This is a genomic window from Escherichia marmotae (assembly GCF_002900365.1).
GTDB classification, from domain to species: Bacteria; Pseudomonadota; Gammaproteobacteria; order Enterobacterales; family Enterobacteriaceae; genus Escherichia; species Escherichia marmotae.
In genome coordinates, this window is record NZ_CP025979.1 from 129,647 (window position 1) to 153,703 (window position 24,057).

The following is a 24,057-nucleotide window of genomic DNA, read 5'->3' on the forward strand; positions in this document are numbered from 1 at the left end:
ATTGTTTGATTTCGCGCATATTCGCTCATAATTCGAAAGTGAAACGTGATTTCATGCGTCTTTCGGAACATTTTGACAATCTTATTTAATAATGTGTGCGGTAATTCACATTCATAAAATGAATGATTAATTAACATCGCGGCCACTCAAGAAACGGCAGGTTCTTCTATTGAATCAGTCTGTTAATCATAAATAAGACCACGGGCCACGGAGGCTATAAATGTTGAGTATTTTTAAACCAGCGCCACACAAAGCGCGCCTACCTGCTGCGGAGATCGATCCGACTTATCGTCGATTGCGCTGGCAAATTTTCCTGGGGATATTCTTTGGTTATGCCGCTTACTATCTGGTTCGTAAGAACTTTGCTCTCGCTATGCCCTATCTGGTGGAGCAGGGATTCTCTCGTGGGGATTTAGGTTTTGCCCTTTCCGGTATCTCCATTGCTTACGGATTTTCGAAATTCATCATGGGGTCAGTTTCGGATCGCTCGAATCCGCGCGTTTTCCTGCCAGCAGGTTTGATTCTTGCGGCGGCAGTGATGCTATTTATGGGCTTTGTGCCGTGGGCGACTTCCAGCATTGCGGTGATGTTTGTTCTTCTGTTCCTCTGCGGTTGGTTCCAGGGAATGGGATGGCCGCCGTGTGGTCGTACTATGGTGCACTGGTGGTCGCAGAAAGAGCGTGGCAGCATTGTGTCAGTATGGAACTGTGCGCATAACGTCGGTGGTGGTATTCCGCCGCTGCTGTTCCTGCTGGGTATGGCCTGGTTTAATGACTGGCACGCGGCGCTCTATATGCCTGCTTTCTGTGCCATTCTGGTGGCGCTTTTCGCTTTTGCCATGATGCGCGATACCCCACAATCCTGTGGTTTGCCGCCGATCGAAGAGTACAAAAATGATTATCCGGACGACTATAACGAAAAAGCGGAACAGGAACTGACTGCGAAGCAGATTTTCATGCAGTACGTACTGCCGAACAAGCTGCTGTGGTACATCGCTATTGCCAACGTATTCGTTTATCTGCTGCGTTACGGCATCCTCGACTGGTCGCCAACCTACCTGAAAGAGGTGAAGCATTTCGCGCTGGATAAATCTTCCTGGGCCTACTTCCTTTATGAGTACGCGGGCATTCCGGGCACTCTGCTGTGTGGCTGGATGTCGGATAAAGTCTTCCGCGGTAACCGTGGGGCAACTGGCGTCTTCTTTATGACTCTGGTGACCATCGCTACTATTGTTTACTGGATGAACCCGGCAGGTAATCCGACTGTTGATATGGTTTGTATGATTGTCATTGGCTTCCTGATCTACGGTCCTGTCATGCTGATAGGTCTGCACGCGCTGGAACTGGCACCGAAAAAAGCAGCAGGTACGGCGGCGGGCTTTACCGGGCTGTTTGGTTATCTTGGCGGTTCTGTGGCGGCAAGCGCAATTGTCGGTTACACCGTTGACTACTTCGGCTGGGATGGCGGCTTCATGGTGATGATTGGCGGCAGCATTCTGGCAGTTATCTTGTTAATTGTCGTGATGATTGGCGAAAAACGTCGCCATCAGGAATTACAGCAAAAACGCAACGGAGGCTAATAGCATGAAACTGACACTTAAAAACCTTAGCATGGCGATCATGATGAGTGGAATGATCATGGGAAGCAGTGCAATGGCGGCAGACAACAGCGAGAAAATTGTAATAGCCCATCGCGGCGCAAGTGGTTATTTGCCGGAGCATACGCTACCCGCAAAAGCGATGGCGTATGCGCAAGGGGCGGATTATCTGGAGCAGGATTTAGTGATGACCAAAGACGACCATCTGGTCGTCCTGCATGACCACTATCTTGACCGCGTTACTGATGTGGCCGAGCGTTTTCCGGAGCGGGCGCGTAAAGATGGCCGTTACTACGCGATAGATTTTACGCTGGATGAAATTAAGTCTTTAAAATTCACTGAAGGCTTTGATATTGAAAATGGCAAAAAAGTGCAGACTTTCCCCGGACGCTTCCCGATGGGGAAATCTGACTTTCGTGTGCACACTTTCGAAGAAGAGATTGAATTTGTTCAGGGGTTAAACCACTCGACGGGGAAAAATATCGGCATCTATCCAGAAATTAAAGCGCCGTGGTTTCATCATCAGGAAGGGAAAGATATTGCGGCTAAAACCCTGGAAGTGCTGAAAAAATACGGTTACACCGGTAAAGATGACAAAGTTTATTTGCAATGCTTTGATGCTGATGAGCTGAAACGTATTAAAAATGAGCTGGAACCGAAAATGGGCATGGATCTTAATCTGGTTCAACTGATTGCCTATACTGACTGGAATGAAACCCAGCAGAAACAACCAGATGGAACCTGGGTTAATTACAGTTACGACTGGATGTTTAAGCCGGGTGCCATGAAGCAGGTAGCGGAGTATGCTGACGGCATTGGCCCGGATTACCATATGGTGATTGATGAGACATCGCAGCCGGGCAATATTAAACTTACCGGAATGGTGAAAGACGCGCAGCAGAATAAGTTGGTTGTGCATCCTTATACCGTGCGGTCGGATAAGCTGCCAGAATATACGACCGATGTGAATCAACTGTATGACGCTCTGTATAACAAAGCGGGTGTTAATGGGCTGTTTACGGACTTCCCGGATAAAGCAGTAAAATTCCTCAATAAAGAGTAACTTCAGTCTCGGATGGCACTTACGTGCCATCCGCTATTTCCCTTCATTCAAAATCCCATTCACGTCAGAGTGAAATTAATTCTTCAATAAAGTCAGTTAGTTATCTTTGCTTGCTGTTCTTTAGCGTGAGGTGACGAGTTCCCGACAAATGAAATACCTTAAGAAACACTTTTTATTAAGTTTTTCTTAAGGTGAACACCTATAGTCATTGTCGTTAACAATAAAAACAAGGCGACAGGGTATGGCAGTTTCAGCAAAACTCGACGAATTCAATCATTGGTGGGCTACAGAAGGTGACTGGGTTGAGAAACCGAATTACCGCCGCAACGGCATGAGCGGGGTGCAATGCGTCGAGCACAACGGCAAAAAGCTGTATGTAAAGCGCATGACTCGGCACCTGTTTCATTCTATCCGCTATCCGTTTGGTCGCCCGACGATTGTGCGCGAGGTTGCGGTGATAAAAGATCTGGAACGCGCTGGCGTGATTGTGCCGAAAATCGTTTTTGGAGAAGCGGTGAAAATTGATGGCGAATGGCGTGCGTTACTGGTGACTGAAGATATGGCGGGTTTTGTCAGTATTGCTGACTGGTATGCACAGCATGCAGTAACGCCCTATCCCAACGATGTACGGCAAGCAATGTTGGAAGCAGTGGCGCTGGCATTTAAAAAGATGCATAGCGTTAATCGTCAACACGGCTGCTGCTACGTTCGCCATATCTATGTGAAAACAGAAGGTAAGCCAGAAGCCGGTTTTCTTGATCTGGAGAAAAGTCGCCGTCGTCTGCGTCGCCATAAAGCGATTAATCATGACTTCCGGCAACTGGAGAAATATCTGGAGCCGATCCCTAAAGCGGACTGGGAACAGGTGAAAGCGTATTACTACGCCATGTAATCGTTGTAGGCCAGATAAGACGCATCAGCGTCGCATCTGGCACTAGTACTCGATCACAACTCGATTTCAATATCGCCTTTTGCCCGGCAACAACAGGGCAAAATTTCCCCTGGCTGAATAAAGGCTAACGGTTCGGCAATCCAGTCCACCTGGCCTGCAACAAGACGCGTGCGACAGGAGCCGCAGTAGCCTTCGCGACACTGATATTCAACCGCCACGTTGTGGGATTCCAGCGCTGCCAGAAGGGAAGGGTGTTCATCCTGGCACAACAGTTGTGTGCCAGTGATGCGCAGGGTAACGCGAGCCATCAGAGTTGGAAGTTACTCAAATCGTCGGTGTCCACTTCCGAATCAATCTGTCCGACCAGATAAGAACTGACTTCCACTTCCTGCGGAGCAACCTGCACATTATCAGACACCAGCCAGGTGTTGATCCACGGGATCGGGTTGGAGCGTGTCTGGAACGGCAGATCCAAACCGACAGCCTGCATACGGATATTGGTGATGTATTCAACGTACTGGCAGAGAATGTCTTTGTTCAGACCAATCATTGAACCGTCACGGAACAGATAATCCGCCCAGTCTTTCTCCTGTTGCGCCGCCTGGACAAACAGGTCATAGCACTCTTGTTTGCACTCTTCGGCAATTTCCGCCATTTCCGGATCGTCCGCACCGCTGCGCAGCAGATTCAGCATATGCTGAGTGCCGGTCAGGTGTAGTGCTTCGTCACGGGCAATCAGGCGAATAATCTTGGCATTACCTTCCATCAGCTCACGTTCAGCGAAAGCGAAGGAACAAGCGAAGCTGACGTAGAAGCGAATTGCTTCCAGCGCATTAACGCTCATCAGGCACAGATAGAGTTTTTTCTTCAACTCGCGCAGGCTGACAGTTACGGTTTTACCGTTAACGGTGTGGGTGCCTTCGCCCAGCAGGTGCCAGTAACTGGTCATTTCGATCAGTTCGTCGTAGTAAGCCGAAATCCCTTCTGCGCGTTTCTGGATCTGCTCGTTGGTGACAATATCGTCAAACACAACAGACGGATCGTTAACAATATTACGAATAATGTGCGTGTAGGAACGGGAGTGAATAGTTTCCGAAAACGCCCAGGTTTCTACCCAGGTTTCCAGTTCTGGAATCGAAATCAGCGGCAGAAGCGCTACGTTCGGACTACGACCCTGAATGGAATCCAAAAGCGTCTGGTACTTCAGGTTGCTGATAAAGATGTGCTTTTCGTGCTCTGGCAGCGCCTGATAATCGATACGGTCGCGGGAGACATCAACTTCTTCCGGACGCCAGAAGAAAGAGAGCTGCTTTTCGATCAACTTTTCGAAGATTTCATATTTTTGTTGATCGTAGCGAGCCACGTTGACCGGCTGACCAAAGAACATCGGTTCTTTGAGCTGATCATTCTTCGTCTGTGAAAATGTGGTATATGCCATGAATATGTCCTGTTGGGAGTTTAATGCCGGATAAGGCGTTCACACCGCATCCGGCATCACAATATCAGATCTTACATGCACCGCTTTCGCAGCCATCGTCCTGGATTGACGGCACCAGATCGTCCTGCGCGTCTTCTGCGCCATCACGGGTGTTCTGATAATACAGCGTTTTGACCCCGAATTTGTAGGCGGTGAGCAGGTCTTTCAGCAACTGCTGCATCGGCACTTTTCCTGACGGGAAGCGCGATGGATCGTAGTTGGTGTTAGCAGAGATCGACTGGTCGATGAATTTCTGCATGATACCCACCAGTTGCAAATAACCATCATTACCCGGCATTTCCCACAGCAGCTCATAGGCGTCGTGCAGGTGTTCATAGTCTGGCACCACCTGGCGCAGAATCCCGTCTTTCGACGCTTTAATGCTGACGTAACCACGTGGCGGCTCAATACCGTTGGTGGCGTTAGAAATCTGCGAAGAGGTTTCTGACGGCATCAGCGCTGAAAGCGTGGAGTTACGCAGGCCGTGGGTTTTGATCGACTCACGCAATGCTTCCCAGTCGTAATGCAGCGGCTCATTGGCGATAGCATCCAGATCTTTCTTGTAGGTATCGATCGGCAGGATCCCTTTTGCGTAGGTGGTTTCGTTAAACCACGGGCACGCGCCTTGCTCTTTTGCCAGTTCGTTAGACGCTTTCAGCAGATAATACTGGATCGCTTCAAAGGTTTGGTGCGTCAGGTTGTTGGCGCTGCCGTCGGAGTAACGTTTACCGTGCTTCGCCAGATAGTAAGCGAAGTTGATCACGCCAATACCCAGCGTACGACGCCCCATTGCCCCGCGTTTTGCCGCCGGGATTGGGTAATCCTGATAATCCAGTAGCGCATCAAGCGCACGTACTGCCAGAATCGCCAGTTCTTCAAGTTCATCCAGGCTGTTAATTGCGCCCAGGTTGAAAGCAGACAGCGTACACAGCGCGATTTCACCGTTTTCGTCGTTGACGTCATTCAGCGGTTTGGTCGGCAGGGCGATTTCCAGGCACAGGTTAGACTGGCGCACTGGCGCAATAGCCGGATCAAATGGGCTGTGGGTGTTGCAGTGGTCAACGTTCTGAATATAGATACGACCGGTAGACGCGCGTTCCTGCATCATTAGCGAGAATAGCTCAACCGCTTTCACGCGCTGTTTACGGATGCTGTCGTCTTTCTCATACTTGGTGTACAGGCGCTCAAATTCTTCCTGATCGGCAAAGAACGCGTCGTATAACCCCGGAACATCGGATGGACTGAACAGGGTAATATCTTCACCTTTCAGCAGACGGGTATACATCAGCTTGTTGATTTGTACACCGTAGTCCATATGGCGCACGCGGTTGCCTTCAACCCCACGGTTGTTTTTCAGCACCAGCAGGCTTTCAATTTCCAGATGCCATATTGGGTAGAACAACGTAGCTGCACCACCGCGTACACCGCCCTGGGAGCAGGACTTCACTGCGGTCTGGAAATGTTTATAGAACGGGATACAACCCGTGTGAAACGCTTCGCCGCCGCGAATCGGGCTACCCAGTGCACGAATGCGACCGGCGTTGATGCCAATACCTGCACGCTGGGAAACGTATTTCACGATTGCGCTGGAGGTGGCATTGATGGAATCCAGGCTGTCGCCGCACTCGATCAGTACGCAGGAGCTGAACTGGCGAGTCGGGGTACGCACGCCGGACATGATTGGCGTCGGCAACGAAATCTTAAACGTGGAAACCGCATCGTAAAAACGCTTCACGTATTGCAGACGCGTTTCACGCGGGTAATTCGAGAACAGGCACGCAGCAACCAGAATATAGAGGAACTGGGCGCTCTCGTAGATTTCTCCGGTCACGCGGTTTTGTACCAGATATTTGCCTTCAAGCTGTTTAACAGCAGCGTAAGAGAAGGTCATATCACGGTCGTGATCGATAAACGTGTCCATCTGCTTGAACTCTTCTTCCGTGTAGTCTTCCAGCAGATGATTATCGTATTTGCCCATTTCAACCATTTTTACCACGTGATCGTACAGCGCTGGCGGCTCAAACTGGCCGTAGGCTTTTTTACGCAGGTGGAAGATCGCCAGACGCGCGGCGAGATACTGATAATCCGGTGCTTCACGGGAGATCAGGTCAGCGGCAGCCTTGATAATGGTTTCGTGGATGTCGGAGGTCTTGATGCCGTCATAAAACTGAATGTGGGAGCGCAGCTCGACCTGGGAAATCGAAACGTTATGCAGCCCTTCTGCCGCCCAGTCCAGAACGCGATGGATTTTATCGAGATTGATGCGCTCTGTGCTACCGTCGCGCTTTGTCACCAGCAGATTCTGATTCATGTATGTCGTACCTGTTTTTGGAATACTTTCCGCAATAGCATCGCTTTGACTACCTGTAGTAAGGAAAGTCGCAATGAACACTATATATAGGGGGTATGTTTGGGATTCACTGCAAGATAGTGTGAAAATGGCCCTCTTGCAAGTGCATAACTTTGTGGATAAGTCGCAACGGGAAAAGTGGCTTCCACGCACCTTAGGTCAGACAAGGTGTCCGGGAAAGTCAATGGGAAGAGAAAAAATTGTTAAAAATAACCGTTCGGTGATTTCTTGAACGTTCAATTTGAGATAATTATTGATCCAGGTTATTTATTGCGCTTATGTCAGGAGTGGCGAAAATTGATACCAGCACAAATTCATATCACGTTGTGACTTAATGTTATGTTTATGATGTGAGCGAATGTAAATGGTTGTGGTTCACGGAAGCGGTATTTTTTAATCAGCAGATGTGAAATAAAAATTTGCTATGTTGATTATTCCAGGTAAACAAGAAACGAATTAATCAGTTTGATGTGTTTTAATTATTGTTATTTCATAATTTAGTGAATATCAAAAAGAATAATTAATCTCTTTCAGAAGATAATATTTTTAGTATATAGGTTTTAAATTCTTCTTGCTTACAATTAGTCATTATCTACAATCGTAATATGTCTTTTAATGATGGCGTGTTATTTCTCACAGGCTGTCAGATTATGAATAAAAAATGGATTGTTTTTATCAGGAAAGAATATCTCTTAATTTTTCTGGCTGTCGTTGCATGTGCGTTTACACGAGCGAATGCAGCGTCGCAGATTATGCCTTCATGTCAGGGTGTTAACGTTATAGCCAGTTGCCGGGCCAGTCGCCAGAGCCTTTCAGGTAGTACACAGGTCTGGAATGTTGCTGACGGGCAATGGCTTATTTTTTCTTCTATGAAAAATGATACCAGTGGAGGTGCGGTATTTTTACAACAAGGTGCCAATTTCACATTGTCAGCACAAGACGGAACAGGGATGACGCTGTTTGAAAATAATACCGTGAGTGGTGAGTATAATAATGGCGGGGCTATCTTTGCGAAAGAAAATTCAACGCTGAATCTTACTCAGGTTATTTTTGACGGTAATGTAGCAGGGGGTATGGGGGGGCGATTTATTCCGCGGGGACAAATGACGCTGGTGATATTGATCTTAGCGTCACCAATGCTGTATTTACAGATAATATTGCTAACGATGGCAAAGGTGGCGCAATTTATTCAATTAATAATAATGTCTACTTAAACAACACGGTTTTTAATAATAATCAGGCATATACATCAACGAGTTACAGTGATGGCGATGGTGGAGCTATCGATATTACTGATAATAATAACGATAAAACACATCCATCAGGCTTTACAGTCATTAATAATACTTCATTTATAAATAACACTGCCGAAGGTTATGGTGGTGCAATTTATACCAGCAACGCAATTTCTCCTTATCTTATTGATATCGCTGTTGATGACAGTTATGGCCAGAACGAGGGCGTATTATTAGATGTGAATAACAGTGCATTTGCTTACGGTGAAGAGGCTTCGGCAGCGGCAGGAGGCTTTCTGTATATGGGGTCAAGTGAGATCCGTTTTGATATTGCGGCTGGTAAAACTTTGATCATTGGCAGTACGAAAAATGATGGGGTTATCGATTCCATTGCGGGGACGGGCTTTATTACCAAAGCCGGAGCGGGCGAACTGGTGCTTAACGCTGATAACAATGATTTTACCGGTGAGATGAGAATTAAAAACGGTGAAGTCATGTTGGGGCGGAATAATTCGCTGATGAATGTTGGTGACAATCAGTGCCAAAACAATCCGCAAAATTGCTATGGTCTGAGCGTTGGCAGTATCGGACAGACAGATAATCAGGCTGAGCTTAACGTTGGAACGACTCAGCAAACATTTGTACATTCGTTAACGGGTTTTCAGAATGGCACTTTAAATATTGACGCCGGTGGTAATGTTACTGTCAACCAGGGCGGTTTTGCCGGGACTGTTCAGGGGGATGGGCAACTGACTATTGCTGAAAACGGTAGTTATGTCCTGACGGGAGCGCAGTCGATGGCACTGACCGGCGATATTGTGGTGGAAGACGGGGCGATTCTCTCCTTAACCGGCAATGCTGATGACCTGGCGGCGATGCAGAACGATCCACAGTCAATCGTGCTAAACAATGGTGTGCTGGATCTTTCCGATTTTACTACCTGGCAGAGTGGTACGGCAGAAAACGATGGTCTGGAAATTAGCGGCAGTGGCGGCACGGTGATTGGCAGTCAGGACGTTGCCGATCTCTATGGCGGCGACGATCTGCATATTGGCGATGACGGGAAAAAAGGTGTCTATGTGGTGGTGGATGCAGGTGATAGACAGGTAAGCCTGGCGAATGACAATCCATATCTGGGCACTACGCAAATCGCTTCGGGAACGCTGATCGTTAGCGATAATTCACAGCTTGGCGATACGGATTACAACCGTCAGGTCATTTTTACCGATAACCAGCAAAATAGTGTAATGGAGATAACTGCAGATGTTGACACATGCTCAGCGACGGCGGGGCATGGGCGTAATATCGAAATGCGCGCTGATGGTGAAGTCGCAGTTGATGCGGGGGTCTACACGCAATGGGGGGCGTTGATGGCCGACAGTAGTGGGCAGGATCAGGATGCTGGCAGCACACTAACGAAAACAGGCGCAGGCACCCTGGAACTGACCGCCAGTGGCACGGCGCAGTCGGCGGTGCGAGTGGAGGAAGGCACGCTGAAAGGTGATGTTGCGGATATCTTTCCTTATGTTTCGTCGTTGTGGGTCGGTGATGGGGCTACGTTCGAGACTGGTGCGGATCAGGATATTCAGTCTATTGATGCGACTTCCCGCGGCACTATCGATATCAGCGATGGCACCGTCTTACGTTTAACCGGACAGGAGACTTCCGCCGCGTTGGATGCCTCATTGTTTATCGGTGGCGGTACTCTGGTCAATGTCTCCGATGGTACGGTGTTGACCGGTGAGCTTAATACCAATCTTGAAACTGACAGCCTGACTTACCTTTCAGACGTGACGGTCAATGGTGATCTGACCAATACTTCCGGTGAGGTGAGTCTGCAAAATGGTGCTGCTGGCGACACACTGACGGTGAATGGCGATTACAATGGCGGCGGTACGTTGCTGCTCGATAGTGAATTAGACGGCAATGATTCTGTAAGCGATCTGCTGGTACTTAACGGCAATACCTCCGGTAACACCACGGTAGTGATTAACCCGATTACTGGCATTGGCGAGCCGACATCCACAGGTATTAAAGTGGTTGATTTCAATGCCGATCCCACACAATTTCAGAACAATGCGCAGTTTAGTCTGGCGGGCAGCGGCTACGTCAATATGGGCGCTTACGACTATATGTTGGTGGAAGATAACAGCGACTGGTATTTGCGTTCGCAAAAAGAGACTCCGACGCCGCTACCTGAGCCGGAACCGACTCCCGATCCCACGCCTGATCCTGCACCAACCCCGATGCCTGCTTACCAGCCTGTGTTGAATGCGAAAACCGGGGGATATCTTAATAACCTGCGAGCGGTAAACCAGGCATTTGTGATGGAGAGACGCGACCATGCCGGTGGCAACAGTCAATCGCTACATTTACGCATTTTGGGTGGGCACGAGCATTACACTGCCGTGGGGCAAATGGCCCTGCACGAAGACACTTCTACGATACAGCTTAGTGGCAACCTGTTAAGTGAAAACTGGGGGGATGATGGCGAATGGACACTGGCGGGCGTTGGAAGCTACAGCAATAACCAGGGATATAGTCGCTCGAATATCACCTCAACCCGTGCCGATAACCAGAACCGCGGTTATGCCGTTGGTCTGACATCAAGCTGGTTTCAGCATGGCAGTCAAAAGCAGGGGGCATGGCTTGATAGCTGGCTGCAATATGCCTAGTTTAATAACGATGTCAGCGAGCAAGGCGATGGCGTGGACCATTATCGTTCATCAGGGATCGTTGCGTCGCTGGAGGCGGGGTATCAGTGGTTACCGATGCGCGGCGTATTAATTGAACCGCAAGCGCAGGTTGTCTATCAGGGCGTGAAGCAAAATGATTTCACCGCCGCTAACCGTGCTCGGGTGTCCCAATCGCAGGGTGATGATATTCAGATGCGGTTGGGATTACACAGCGAATGGCATACCGTCGTTCATGTCACGCCAACGTTGGATCTGAATTATTATCACGATCCTCATTCGGCAGAAATTGAAGAAGATGGCAGCAATATTAGCGATGATGTGGCGAAGCAGCGTGGTGAAATAAAAGTGGGGATAACAGGCAATATTAGCCAGCGAGTTTCCCTGCGCGGCAGCGTGGCGTGGCAGAAGGGAAGTGATGATTTTGCCCAGACGGCAGGATTTTTGTCGATGACGGTGAAATGGTAATTACTGCCCGCCCGGCATCGTTGCCGGATGCGGAGTAAATGCTTTATCCGGCCTACTGGAGCGTTTGTAGGCCTGATAAGACGCGGCAAGCGTCGCATCAGGCATTGGCATCGTTGCCGGATTCGGTGCGATCCGGCTTACAATCTCACTTATTCTGCGTATGCAGCATATAGTTCACATCAACGCCGGGGCCGAGCTTAAAGGAGTTAGTGAGCGGGTTGTAATGCAGTCCGGTCATATGACGTTCTTTTAAACTGGTCTGATCCACCCAACCCAGCAGTTCTGCCGGTTTAATAAACTTCTTCACGTCGTGCGTGCCTTTTGGCACCATGCGCAAAATATATTCCGCGCCGACTACCGCCATCAGCCACGACTTGCCGTTGCGGTTAAGCGTTGAGAAAAAGACATCGCCGCCCGGTTTTACTAATTGCGCACAGGCTCTGACCACTGACTGCGGATCGGGAACGTGCTCCAGCATCTCCATGCAGGTTACCACATCATACTGTCCGGCATGCTTTGCCGCGTGCTCTTCAACGGTTTCCTGCACGTACTCCACCTGAATGCCGCTTTCCAGTGCGTGAAGTTTTGCTACCTGCAATGGCTCAAAGCCCATATCCAGACCGGTCACCGTCGCGCCTTCTCGCGCCATACTCTCAGCCAGAATGCCGCCGCCACAACCGACATCAAGCACCTTTTTGCCAAATAAACCGCCGGAACGCTCGGCAATATAGCCCAGACGCAGCGGGTTAATACGGTGCAGTGGTTTGAACTCGCCTTCCAGATCCCACCAGCGGGAGGCGACGGCTTCAAATTTAGCGATCTCTTCGTGGTCTACGTTATGGTTTACCGGCGATTTTTCGGCATTCATTGGCACTTCTACTCCGTAATTGGCAAGACAAGCGAGTATATCAGGCATTGCAGGTGAATAAAGCGTATAGGTTTACCTCAATCTGCGCGGCTGTGTTATAATTTGCGACCTTTGAATCCGGGATACAGTAGAGGGATAGCGGTTAGATGAGCGACCTTGCGAGAGAAATTACACCGGTCAACATTGAGGAAGAGCTGAAAAGCTCCTATCTGGATTATGCGATGTCGGTCATTGTTGGCCGTGCGCTGCCAGATGTCCGAGATGGCCTGAAGCCGGTACACCGTCGCGTACTTTACGCCATGAACGTACTAGGCAATGACTGGAACAAAGCCTATAAAAAATCTGCCCGTGTCGTTGGTGACGTAATCGGTAAATACCATCCCCATGGTGACTCGGCGGTCTATGACACGATCGTCCGTATGGCGCAGCCATTCTCGCTGCGTTACATGCTGGTAGACGGTCAGGGCAACTTCGGTTCTATCGACGGCGACTCCGCGGCGGCAATGCGTTATACGGAAATCCGTCTGGCGAAAATTGCCCATGAACTGATGGCCGATCTCGAAAAAGAGACGGTCGATTTCGTTGATAACTATGACGGCACGGAAAAAATTCCGGACGTCATGCCGACCAAAATTCCTAACCTGCTGGTGAACGGTTCTTCCGGTATCGCCGTAGGTATGGCAACCAACATCCCGCCGCACAACCTGACGGAAGTGATCAACGGTTGTCTGGCGTATATCGAAGATGAAGACATCAGCATTGAAGGGCTGATGGAACACATCCCGGGACCAGACTTCCCGACGGCAGCAATCATCAACGGTCGTCGTGGCATTGAAGAAGCTTACCGTACCGGTCGCGGCAAGGTGTATATCCGCGCGCGTGCCGAAGTGGAAGTTGACGCCAAAACCGGGCGTGAAACCATTATCGTCCACGAGATTCCGTATCAGGTGAACAAAGCACGCCTGATTGAGAAGATTGCGGAGCTGGTAAAAGAAAAACGCGTGGAAGGCATCAGCGCGCTGCGTGACGAGTCTGACAAAGACGGTATGCGCATTGTGATTGAAGTTAAACGCGATGCGGTCGGTGAAGTGGTGCTCAACAACCTCTACTCCCAGACCCAGTTGCAGGTTTCTTTCGGTATTAACATGGTGGCATTGCATCATGGTCAGCCGAAGATCATGAACCTGAAAGACATTATCGCAGCGTTTGTCCGTCACCGCCGCGAAGTGGTGACGCGTCGTACCATCTTCGAACTGCGTAAAGCGCGCGACCGTGCTCATATCCTTGAAGCATTAGCCGTGGCGCTGGCGAACATCGATCCGATCATCGAGCTGATCCGTCATGCGCCGACCCCGGCAGAAGCGAAAACTGCGCTGGTTGCCAATCCGTGGCAGTTGGGCAACGTTGCCGCGATGCTGGAACGTGCGGGCGACGATGCTGCGCGTCCGGAATGGCTGGAGCCACAGTTCGGCGTGCGTGACGGTCTGTACTACCTGACCGAACAGCAAGCTCAGGCGATTCTGGATCTGCGTCTGCAAAAACTGACCGGCCTTGAGCACGAAAAACTGCTCGACGAATACAAAGAGCTGCTGGATCAGATTGCTGAACTGCTGCGTATTCTTGGCAGTGCCGATCGCCTTATGGAAGTGATCCGTGAAGAACTGGAACTGGTTCGTGAACAGTTTGGTGACAAACGTCGTACTGAAATCACGGCTAACAGCGCTGATATCAACCTGGAAGATCTGATCACCCAGGAAGATGTGGTCGTAACGCTTTCTCACCAGGGCTACGTGAAGTATCAGCCGCTTTCGGAATACGAAGCGCAGCGTCGTGGCGGGAAAGGTAAATCTGCCGCACGTATAAAAGAAGAAGACTTTATCGACCGGTTGCTGGTGGCGAACACCCACGATCATATTCTGTGCTTCTCCAGTCGTGGTCGCGTTTATTCGATGAAGGTTTATCAGTTGCCTGAAGCCTCTCGTGGTGCGCGTGGTCGTCCGATCGTTAACCTGTTGCCGCTGGAACAGGACGAACGTATCACCGCCATTCTGCCGGTGACCGAGTTTGAAGAAGGCGTGAAAGTCTTCATGGCGACAGCTAACGGCACTGTGAAGAAAACCGTCCTCACCGAATTCAACCGCTTGCGTACCGCTGGTAAAGTGGCAATCAAACTGGTTGAAGGCGATGAACTGATTGGCGTTGACCTGACCAGCGGCGAAGACGAAGTGATGTTGTTCTCCGCTGAAGGTAAAGTGGTGCGCTTTAAAGAATCTTCTGTTCGCGCGATGGGCTGCAACACCACTGGTGTTCGCGGTATCCGTTTAGGCGAAGGTGATAAAGTCGTATCTCTGATCGTTCCACGTGGTGATGGTGCAATCCTTACCGCAACGCAAAACGGTTACGGTAAGCGTACTGCGGTGGCGGAATACCCAACCAAGTCGCGTGCGACGAAAGGGGTTATCTCCATCAAAGTCACTGAACGTAACGGGTTAGTGGTTGGTGCGGTGCAGGTAGATGACTGCGACCAGATCATGATGATCACTGATGCCGGTACGCTGGTGCGTACACGTGTTTCGGAAATCAGTGTGGTTGGTCGTAACACTCAGGGCGTTATCCTCATCCGTACAGCGGAAGATGAAAACGTGGTGGGGCTGCAACGTGTCGCAGAGCCAGTTGACGACGAAGAGCTGGATGCTATCGACGGCAGTGCTGCGGAAGGGGACGATGAAATCGCTCCGGAAGTGGACGTTGACGACGAACCAGAAGAAGAATAATTTCATCGCTTCATGCCAAAAGGGAGCTGTTTCCCTTTTTTGAATTGAAAAGTCCAGACTGCAAAGTCTGGGCTTTTGTCGTATTAGGGCGCGATAAAGTTTTACATCGCCCATAAAAAATGGCTGGTTTTACACAAGGAATGTGGCAATGAGTGGTGAAAAAAAGGCGAAAGGCTGGCGGTTTTATGGCCTTGTAGGTTTTGGGGCAATAGCACTGCTTTCCGCAGGCGTCTGGGCATTGCAATACACTGGCAGTGGAGCAGAAAAAACCTTGTCGCCACTGGTGGTGCACAACAATCTGCAAATCGATCTCAATGAGCCGGACCTCTTTCTCGACAGCGACTCTCTAAGCCAGCTCCCCAAAGATCTCCTCACAATTCCTTTTCTCCATGATGTTTTAAGCGAAGATTTTGTTTTTTATTATCAGAACCATGCCGACCGTCTGGGCATTGAAGGCAGCATTCGCCGCATTGTCTATGAACACGATCTCACGCTGAAAGATAAGTTATTTTCCTCGTTGTTAGACCAGCCTGCGCAGGCGGCGCTGTGGCACGATAAACAGGGACATCTTTCACATTATATGGTGCTGATTCAGCGCAGTGGCTTAAGTAAATTACTGGAACCGTTACTGTTTGCTGCCACCAGCGACAGCCAGTTAAGCAAGACGGAAATCAGCAGCATCAAGATAAATAATGAAACTATTCCTGTTTATCAGTTGCGCTATAACAGCAATAACACACTGATGTTCACGACTTATCAGGACAAAATGCTGGTTTTCTCCAGTACGGATATGCTGTTTAAAGACGACCAGCAGGATAGCGAAGCGACGGCGATCGCGAGTGATTTGTTGAGCGGCAAAAAACGCTGGGAAACCCGCTTTGGCCTGGAAGAGCGTACTGCCGGAAAAACACCAGTACGTCAGCGTATCGTGGTTAGCGCAAATTTGCTGGGCTTTGGCTACCAGCGACTTATCCCATCTTTTGCCGGTGTGCGCTTCGAAATGAACAACGACGGCTGGCACAGCTTTCTGGCATTAAATGATGGATCCGCCAGTGTAGATGCCAGTTTCGATTTCACTCCGGTATGGAACAGTATGCCTGCTGGTGCCAGCTTCTGCGTAGCTGTGCCGTATTCGCACGGTATTGCCGAAGAGATGCTTTCGCACATCAGCCAGGAAAACGACAAGTTGAACGGGGCGTTAGATGGTGCAGCCGGACTGTGTTGGTATGAAGACTCAAAACTGCAAACACCGTTATTTGTTGGTCAGTTTGATGGCACAGCCGAACAGGCGCAACTACCAGGGAAACTGTTTAGCCAAAATATCGGCGCGCACGAAAGCAAAGCGCCGGAAGGTGTACTGCCGGTGACGGAAACACAACAAGGAGAGGCCAGAATATGGCGTCGGGAAGTCAGTTCTCGTTACGGCCAGTACCCGGCCGCACAGGCTGCACAACCTGAACAACTTATGTCAGCGTCCTTTTTCCGTGTGTCGCTGGCGATGCAAAATAAAACGTTGCTTTTCTCCCTGGATGACACGCTGGTGAATAACGCATTGCAAACACTGAATAAAACGCGACCGGCAATGGTGGATGTAATTCCGGTCGGTGGTGTGGTTCCGGTTTATGTGAATCCGCAAGGCGTGGCGAAATTGTTGCGCAACGAAACGCTGACCAGTCTGCCGAAGAACCTCGAACCGGTTTTTTATAATGCCGCGCAAACTTTATTAATGCCGAAGCTGGACGCTTTATCTCAACAACCTCGCTATGTCATAAAGCTGGCTCAGATGGAACCCGGTGCCGCCTGGCAGTGGATACCCATTACCTGGCAGCCACTATGAGACACGGGTTGCTGGCGCTGAGCTGTTGGCTGTGTTGTTTTGTTGCCCATAGCGAAAGGCTGAATGTCGAACAATCGGGGCTATTTCGCGCCTGGTTTGTGCGCATTGCACAAGAACAACTACGCCAGGGGCCAAGTCCGCGTTGGTATCAGCAGGATTGTGCGGGACTGGTGCGCTTTGCGGCGAACGAGGCACTGAAAGTTCACGACAGCAAATGGCTAAAAAGTAACGGTATAGCAAGTCAGTATTTGCCGCCAGAGATGACGCTAACACCTGAACAGCGGCAACTGGCACAAAACTGGAATCAGGGGAACGACAAAACCGGCCCCTATGTGACAGCGATTAATTTGATTCAGTACAACAGCCATTTTATTGGCCTGGACATAAACCAGGCGCAGCCTGGTGATATGATTTTTTTCGATCAGGGCGATGCCCAGCATTTAATGGTCTGGATGGGGCGTTACGTCATCTACCACACCGGAAGCGCTACGAAAACTGACAACGGAATGCGCGCAGTCAGTCTGCAACAACTTATGACATGGAAGGACACCCGATGGATACCCAACGATTCCAATCCCAATTTTATTGGCATTTATCGTTTAAATTTTCTGGCGCGATAGCGGCCTGTCTGTGCTTGTCTCTCGCAGGGACGGGGCTTGTTAACGCTGATGACTCACTCCCTTCCAGCAATTATGCGCCACCTGCCGGGGGAACATTCTTTTTGCTCGCTGACAGCAGTTTTAGCAGCAATGAAGAGGCTAAAGTGCGGCTGGAAGCTCCGGGGCGTGATTATCGGCGTTATCAGATGGAAGAATACGGCGGCGTGGATGTTCGCCTGTATCGTATTCCTGACCCAATAGCGTTCCTGCGTCAGCAGAAAAACCTGCATCGCATTGTGGTACAGCCGCAATATCTGGGCGACGGTCTGAACAATACGCTGACCTGGCTGTGGGATAACTGGTACGGCAAATCTCGCCGCGTGATGCAGCGTTCTTTCTCTTCTCAGTCGCGGCAGAATGTAACTCAGGCATTACCGGAATTGCAGCTTGGCAATGCCATCATCAAACCTTCCCGTTATGTACAAAACAACCTGTTTTCACCGCTGAAGAAATACCCGCTGGTGGAGCAGTTTCGTTACCCACTATGGCAGGCAAAACCAGTCGAGCCACAACAAGGCGTAAAACTGGACGGTGCATCCAGTAATTTCATCTCGCCGCAGCCGGGCAATGTCTATATTCCTCTCGGCAAACAAGAGCCTGGACTGTACCTCGTCGAGGCGATGGTAGGCAGTTATCGGGCGACAACAGTGGTATTTGTTTCCGATACCGTGGCGCTCAGCAAAGTGTCGGGTAACGAACTTCTGGTGTGGACCGCTGGCAAAAAGCAGGGTGAAGCGAAGCCTGGCTCCGAGATCCTGTGGACTGACGGTTTTGGCGTGATGACTCGCGGCGTTACTGATGACAGCGGTGCCTTGCAGTTACAACATATATCGCCTGAACGTTCATACATTCTTGGTAAAGATGCTGAAGGCGGCGTTTTTGTATCCGAGAATTTCTTCTACGAAAGCGAAACCTATAACACCCGTTTGTATATCTTTACCGACCGCCCGCTATACCGCGCAGGCGACCGTGTTGATGTCAAAGTGATGGGGCGCGAGTTTCACGGCCCGCTGCATTCATCCCCTATCGTAAGTGCTCCGGCGAAACTCTCGGTGCTGGATGCCAACGGTAGTCTGTTGCAAACCGTCAATGTCGCGCTTGATGCGCGTAATGGCGGGCAGGGGAGTTTCCGCCTGCCAGAAAATGCCGTTGCCGGAGGTTATGAGTTACGCCTGGCTTACCGCAACCAGGTCTATAGCAGCAGTTTTCGCGTGGCAAACTACATCAAACCGCATTTTGAGATTGGCTTAGCCCTCGACAAAAAAGATTTCAAAACTGACGAAGCGGTCAGCGGTAAACTACAACTGCTCTACCCGGATGGTGAGCCAGTAAAAAATGCTCGGGTGCAGTTAAGTTTGCGCGCCCAACAATTGTCGATGGTTGGCAACGATTTGCGTTATGCCGGGCGTTTCCCGGTGTCGCTTGAAGGCAGCGAAACGGTTTCAGACGATAGCGGTCATGTGGCGTTAAATCTTCCCGCTGCCGATAAACCGAGCCGTTATTTATTAACTGTCTCCGCCAGCGACGGCGCGGCATATCGTGTTACCACCACCAAAGAGATCCTCATTGAACGCGGTCTTGCACATTACACACTAAGCACCGCCGCACAATACAGCAAAAGTGGCGAGCCGGTGGTATTCCGTTATGCCGCGCTGGAGGCTTCAAAACAGGTTCCCGTTAAGTACGAGTGGTTGCGTCTGGAAGACCGCACAAGCTACAGCGGTGACCTGGCGTCTGGCGGTAAATCCTTCACCGTTAATTTCGATAAACCCGGCAACTACAATCTGACTTTGCGTGATAAAGACGGCCTGATTCTCGCCGGGTTAAGCCATGCGGTCAGCGGTAAGGGCAGCATGGCGCATACCGGTACGGTAGATATTGTGGCGGATAAAACGCTCTACCAGCCCGGCGAAACCGCGAAGATGCTGATCACTTTCCCGGAACCGATTGATGAAGCGTTGCTGACGCTGGAGCGTGATCGCGTTGAACAGCGGTCGCTGTTATCGCAACCAGCAAGCTGGCTAACACTGCAACGTTTAAACGATACCCAGTATGAAGCCCGCGTTCCGGTGAGTAATACCTTTGCGCCTAACATCACCTTTTCGGTGCTGTATACCCGTAACGGGCAGTACAGTTTTCAGAATGCCGGGATCAAAGTCGCCGTTCCCCAGTTAGATATTCGTGTGAAAACGGGCAAAACTCATTACCAGCCAGGCGAACTGGTAAATGTGGAATTAACCTCATTGCTGAAGGGCAAACCTGTTTCTGCACAACTAACGGTTGGCGTGGTCGATGAAATGATCTACGCGCTGCAACCGGAGATTGCGCCAAATATCGGCAAATTTTTCTATCCGCTGGGGCGTAACAATGTGCGTACCAGTTCCAGCCTGTCATTTATCAGCTACGACCAGGCACTCTCCAGCGAGCCGGTTGCGCCAGGAGCAACAAACCGCAGCGAGCGGCGAGTGAAAATGCTGGAACGCCCACGGCGCGAAGAGGTTGATACCGCGGCATGGATGCCATCGCTAACAACGGACAAACAAGGCAAAGCATATTTCACGTTCCTGATGCCGGATTCGTTAACCCGTTGGCGCATTACCGCACGTGGGATGAACGGCGACGGGCTGGTCGGGCAGGGGCGTGCTTATTTGCGCTCGGAAAAAAATCTCTACATGAAGTGGAGTATGCCAACGGTGTATCGCCTGGGCGACAAACCGGCGGCAGGGCTGTTTATTTTCAGTCAGCAGGATAACGAACCGGTAGAGCTGGTAAGTAAATTTGCGGGTGTTGAAATGCGCCAGACGCTGACGTTGCATAAAGGGGCTAACTATATTTCGCTGACGCAGGACATTCAGCAATCTGGTTTGCTAAGCGCAGAATTGCAACAAAATGGGCAAGTGCAGGACAGCATTAGCACAAAACTGTCTTTTGTTGATAACACCTGGTCCGTTGAACAGCAGAAAAACGTCATGCTCGGCGGTGGCGATAACACGCTGATGTTGCCAGAGCTGGCGAGTAACATCCGACTACAAAGCAGCGAAACGCCGCAGGAGATTTTCCGTAATAACCTCGACGCGTTAGTCGATGAACCCTGGGGGGGCGTAATCAACACCGGTAGCCGTCTGCTCCCCCTAAGCCTTGCCTGGCGTGCGCTTGCCGATCATCAGAGTGCTGCCGCCAACGACATTCGTCAGATGATTCAGGATAACCGTTTGCGGCTGATGCAACTGGCGGGGCCAGGCGCGCGCTTTACCTGGTGGGGTGAAGATGGCAATGGCGATGCCTTCCTGACAGTATGGGCATGGTATGCCGACTGGCAGGCCAGTCAGGCGCTTGGCGTAATGCAACAACCTGAATACTGGCAGCATATGCTCGACAGCTACGCAGAGCAGGCGGATAACATGCCGTTACTGCATCGGGCGCTGGTGCTGGCGTGGGCGCAGGAGATGAATCTGCCGTGCAAAACGTTGCTGAAAGGGCTGGATGAAGCGGTTTCCCGGAAAGAAATCAAAGCGCTCTCAGAGGAAGACACTCGTGATATCAATGATAGCCTGATCCTCGATGCGCCAGAGTCTCCGCTGGCGGATGCGGTGGCAAACGTTTTAACCATGACGTTACTGAAAAAAGCACAGTTGAAGTCCACTGTCATGCCACAGGTCCAGCAGTATGCGTGGGATAAAGCGGCAAACAGCAACCAACCGCTGGCGCACACGGTTGTGTTGCTTAATAGCGGTGGCGACTCCACCCAGGCTGCGGCCATTTTAAGTGGTTTAACCGCCCAGCAATCCAGTATCGAACGTGCACTGGCCATGAACTGGCTGGCGAAATATATGGCAGCGATGCCTCCCGTAGTGTTACCCGCACCTGCGGGCGCATGGGCTAAACAAAAGGCGACTGGCGGGGGCGAATACTGGCGTTGGGTTGGTCAGGGGGTGCCAGACATTCTCTCTTTTGGTGACGAATTATCGTCGCAAAACGTGCAGGTCCGTTGGCGTGAACCGGCAAAAACTGCTCAACAAAGTAACATTCCGGTGACCGTTGAACGCCAGTTGTATCGGCTGATCCCGGGGGATGAAGAGATGAGCTTTACTCTGCAGCCGGTTACCAGTAGTGAGATTGACAGCGATGCGCTGTATCTCGATGAAATCACTCTCACCAGTGAGCAGGATGCGCCGCTGCGCTACGGTCAGGTGGAAGTACCGCTACCGCCGGGAGCTGATGTTGAACGGACAACGTGGGGCATCTCAGTCAACAAGCCCAACACCGCGAAACAGCAGGGGCAGTTGCTGGAAAAAGCGCGTAATGAAATGAGCGAGTTGGCTTATATGGTGCCGGTGAAAGAATTTGCAGGAACGGTCACTTTCCACCATCTGCTGCGCTTCTCGCAAAAAGGGCAATTCGTTCTACCGCCCGTTCGTTATGTGCGTTCCTATGCGCCTGCGCAGCAAAGCGTTGCGGCAGGTAGCGAATGGCGCGGGATGCAGGTGAAATAAGTGTACTTGCGCAGAATCGTCTGGCTATTGACGCTGGTTACGCTGTCAACGTTTGCGGAGGAGACGCCGTTACAACTGGCACTGCGGGGGGCGCAGCATGATCAACTGTATCAGTTGACGCCATCGGGCGTGACAAACGTCTCTACGCTACCTGACACGCTCACTACGCCGTTAGGGAGCTTATGGAAGCTGTATGTTTATGCCTGGCTTGAGGATACTCATCAGCCGGAGCAGCCCTACCAGTGTCGCGGTAACTCTCCGGAAGAAGTCTATTGCTGTCAGGCGGGGGAGAGCATTACGCGCGAAACGGCGTTGGTGCGTTCCTGTGGTCTCTACTTTTCGCCGCAGCGGTTGCACATCGGTGCGGATGCGTGGGGGCAATACTGGCAACAGCGCCAGGCACCAACCTGGTTAGCATCGCTTTCTACGCTGAAACCCGAAACGTCGGTAACCGTTAAATCGTTGCTTGATTCACTGGCGACGTTACCTGCGCAAAACAAAGCCCAGGAAATATTACTGGACGTGGTGCTGGACGATTCGAAAATTGGCGTAGCGTCCATGCTCGGTAGTCGGGTACGAGTGAAAACCTGGAGCTGGTTTGCCGATGATAAACAGGAAATCCGTCAGGGCGGTTTTGCTGGTTGGTTAACTGATGGTACGCCGCTATGGGTTACAGGCAGCGGCACCAGCAAAACGGTATTGACCCGTTACGCGACGATTCTTAATCAGGTTTTGCCTGTACCGACGCAAGTTGCCAGTGGGCAATGTGTACTGGTGGATCTGTTTGCTCGTTATCCGGTGAAAAAAATCACTGCGGAAAAGAGTACGACGGCAGTAAAACCCGGCGTGCTTAATGGGCGCTATCGAGTGACGTTTGCCAATGGTAACCATATTACGTTGGTCAGCCACGGTGAGACGACCTTACTTACGGAAAATGGCAAACTGAAATTGCAGTCGCATCTCGATCGTGAAGAGTACGTTGCCAGAGTGCTGGATCGCGAGGCGAAAAGTACGCCCCCTGAGGCAGCGAAAGCCATGACCGTGGCGATTCGCACATTTTTACAGCAAAATGCCGATCGGGAAGGCGATTGCCTGACAATCCCGGACAGCAGCGCCACTCAGCGCGTTTCTGCTTCGCCAGCCACCACGGGCGCGCGGACGATGACCGCCTGGACGCAGGATCTCATCTATGCGGGCGATCCGGTTCATTATCATGGCAGTCGCGCTGCTGAAGGAACGCTGTCCTGGCGGCAAGCCACCGTCCAGGCGGGGCAGGGAGAGCGTTACGACCAGATACTCGCCTTTGCTTATCCCGACAACAGCCTTAGCCGCTGGGGAGCACCACGCTCTACTTGCCAGTTATTACCGAAAGCGAAAGCCTGGCTGGCGGAAAAAATGCCACAGTGGCGGCGCGCGTTACAAGACGAGACGGGGTACAACGAGCCAGACGTATTCGCGGTGTGCCGTTTAGTCTCGGGGTTCCCCTATACCGATCGGCAGCAAAAAAGGCTATTTATTCGTAATTTTTTTACACTTCAGGATCGACTGGATTTAACTCATGAGTACCTGCATCTTGCCTTTGATGGATACCCCACCGGGCTGGATGAGAACTATATCGAAGCGCTGACCCGACAATTATTAATGGACTAAT

Annotated in this window: 12 protein-coding genes and 1 pseudogene; 9 read left to right on the top strand and 4 right to left on the bottom strand. The window is 50.8% G+C overall.

Features of this window, described 5'->3' with window-relative positions; all coding sequences use genetic code 11:
* Nucleotides 1-220 precede the first annotated feature (220 nt).
* From glpT to inaA, 3 genes are all read left to right on the top strand, one after another.
* Nucleotides 221-1,579: a glycerol-3-phosphate transporter gene (gene glpT, locus C1192_RS00695; RefSeq protein WP_000948746.1), complete on the top strand. Its 1,359-nt coding sequence runs from the start codon at nt 221-223 to the stop codon at nt 1,577-1,579.
* 4 nt (nt 1,580-1,583) lie between these two features.
* Nucleotides 1,584-2,660: a glycerophosphodiester phosphodiesterase gene (glpQ, locus tag C1192_RS00700; protein ID WP_000779068.1), complete on the top strand. Its 1,077-nt coding sequence runs from the start codon at nt 1,584-1,586 to the stop codon at nt 2,658-2,660.
* A gap of 241 nt (nt 2,661-2,901) precedes the next feature.
* On the top strand, nt 2,902-3,552 hold the full coding sequence (gene inaA, locus C1192_RS00705) for a lipopolysaccharide kinase InaA (protein ID WP_000301036.1): 651 nt from the start codon (nt 2,902-2,904) through the stop codon (nt 3,550-3,552).
* A 53-nt stretch (nt 3,553-3,605) separates the two neighbouring features.
* Here the strand turns inward: inaA and yfaE are convergent, their stop codons facing one another.
* The 3 genes from yfaE to nrdA form a co-directional block, all read right to left on the bottom strand.
* A complete protein-coding gene (gene yfaE / locus C1192_RS00710; protein ID WP_000135039.1) occupies nt 3,606-3,860 on the bottom strand; it encodes a ferredoxin-like diferric-tyrosyl radical cofactor maintenance protein YfaE in 255 nt (84 codons plus the stop codon).
* Nucleotides 3,860-4,990: a class Ia ribonucleoside-diphosphate reductase subunit beta gene (gene nrdB, locus C1192_RS00715; protein ID WP_000332038.1), complete on the bottom strand. Its 1,131-nt coding sequence runs from the start codon at nt 4,988-4,990 to the stop codon at nt 3,860-3,862. Before nrdB ends, yfaE begins: the two co-directional genes overlap by 1 nt.
* A 64-nt stretch (nt 4,991-5,054) precedes the next feature.
* A complete protein-coding gene (gene nrdA, locus C1192_RS00720) occupies nt 5,055-7,340 on the bottom strand; it encodes a class 1a ribonucleoside-diphosphate reductase subunit alpha (protein ID WP_038355054.1) in 2,286 nt (761 codons plus the stop codon).
* 689 nt (nt 7,341-8,029) lie between these two features.
* On the opposite strand from nrdA, the pseudogene yfaL reads away from it, so the two are divergent.
* Nucleotides 8,030-11,775: pseudogene (gene yfaL, locus C1192_RS25435) on the top strand (AIDA-I family autotransporter adhesin YfaL/EhaC).
* A 145-nt stretch (nt 11,776-11,920) separates the two neighbouring features.
* Here the strand turns inward: yfaL and ubiG are convergent.
* Nucleotides 11,921-12,643 carry a bifunctional 2-polyprenyl-6-hydroxyphenol methylase/3-demethylubiquinol 3-O-methyltransferase UbiG gene (ubiG, locus tag C1192_RS00735; protein WP_000990777.1) on the bottom strand — a complete coding sequence of 241 codons (723 nt, stop codon included), beginning with the start codon at nt 12,641-12,643 and terminating at the stop codon, nt 11,921-11,923.
* A 146-nt stretch (nt 12,644-12,789) separates the two neighbouring features.
* Between ubiG and gyrA the strand changes: the two genes are divergently transcribed.
* The 5 genes from gyrA (at nt 12,790) to C1192_RS00760 (ending at nt 24,056) form a co-directional block, all read left to right on the top strand.
* The gene (gyrA, locus tag C1192_RS00740) at nt 12,790-15,417 is read left to right on the top strand and encodes a DNA topoisomerase (ATP-hydrolyzing) subunit A (RefSeq protein ID WP_016248987.1); all 2,628 of its coding nucleotides are present in this window, start codon (nt 12,790-12,792) and stop codon (nt 15,415-15,417) included.
* Nucleotides 15,418-15,565: 148 nt separating this feature from the next.
* Nucleotides 15,566-17,254, top strand: coding sequence for a DUF2138 domain-containing protein (locus C1192_RS00745; protein WP_016248986.1), 1,689 nt, complete (start codon nt 15,566-15,568; stop codon nt 17,252-17,254).
* Nucleotides 17,251-17,874, top strand: coding sequence for a DUF1175 domain-containing protein (locus C1192_RS00750; protein WP_038355055.1), 624 nt, complete (start codon nt 17,251-17,253; stop codon nt 17,872-17,874). The genes C1192_RS00745 and C1192_RS00750 overlap by 4 nt, the downstream gene beginning before the upstream one ends.
* Nucleotides 17,808-22,406 carry an alpha-2-macroglobulin family protein gene (locus C1192_RS00755; protein WP_101958044.1) on the top strand — a complete coding sequence of 1,533 codons (4,599 nt, stop codon included), beginning with the start codon at nt 17,808-17,810 and terminating at the stop codon, nt 22,404-22,406. Before C1192_RS00750 ends, C1192_RS00755 begins: the two co-directional genes overlap by 67 nt.
* Nucleotides 22,407-24,056 carry a YfaQ family protein gene (locus tag C1192_RS00760; RefSeq protein ID WP_038355056.1) on the top strand — a complete coding sequence of 550 codons (1,650 nt, stop codon included), beginning with the start codon at nt 22,407-22,409 and terminating at the stop codon, nt 24,054-24,056.
* Nucleotide 24,057: the final 1 nt, after the last annotated feature.

Bases quoted from the DNA above. Each gene is read 5' to 3' on its own strand.
- glpT (WP_000948746.1), top strand. From the start codon at position 221: ATGTTGAGTATTTTTAAACCAGCGCCACACAAAGCGCGCCTACCTGCT.
- glpQ (WP_000779068.1), top strand. From the start codon at position 1,584: ATGAAACTGACACTTAAAAACCTTAGCATGGCGATCATGATGAGTGGA.
- inaA (WP_000301036.1), top strand. From the start codon at position 2,902: ATGGCAGTTTCAGCAAAACTCGACGAATTCAATCATTGGTGGGCTACA.
- yfaE (WP_000135039.1), bottom strand. From the start codon at position 3,860: ATGGCTCGCGTTACCCTGCGCATCACTGGCACACAACTGTTGTGCCAG.
- nrdB (WP_000332038.1), bottom strand. From the start codon at position 4,990: ATGGCATATACCACATTTTCACAGACGAAGAATGATCAGCTCAAAGAA.
- nrdA (WP_038355054.1), bottom strand. From the start codon at position 7,340: ATGAATCAGAATCTGCTGGTGACAAAGCGCGACGGTAGCACAGAGCGC.
- ubiG (WP_000990777.1), bottom strand. From the start codon at position 12,643: ATGAATGCCGAAAAATCGCCGGTAAACCATAACGTAGACCACGAAGAG.
- gyrA (WP_016248987.1), top strand. From the start codon at position 12,790: ATGAGCGACCTTGCGAGAGAAATTACACCGGTCAACATTGAGGAAGAG.
- C1192_RS00745 (WP_016248986.1), top strand. From the start codon at position 15,566: ATGAGTGGTGAAAAAAAGGCGAAAGGCTGGCGGTTTTATGGCCTTGTA.
- C1192_RS00750 (WP_038355055.1), top strand. From the start codon at position 17,251: ATGAGACACGGGTTGCTGGCGCTGAGCTGTTGGCTGTGTTGTTTTGTT.
- C1192_RS00755 (WP_101958044.1), top strand. From the start codon at position 17,808: ATGGATACCCAACGATTCCAATCCCAATTTTATTGGCATTTATCGTTT.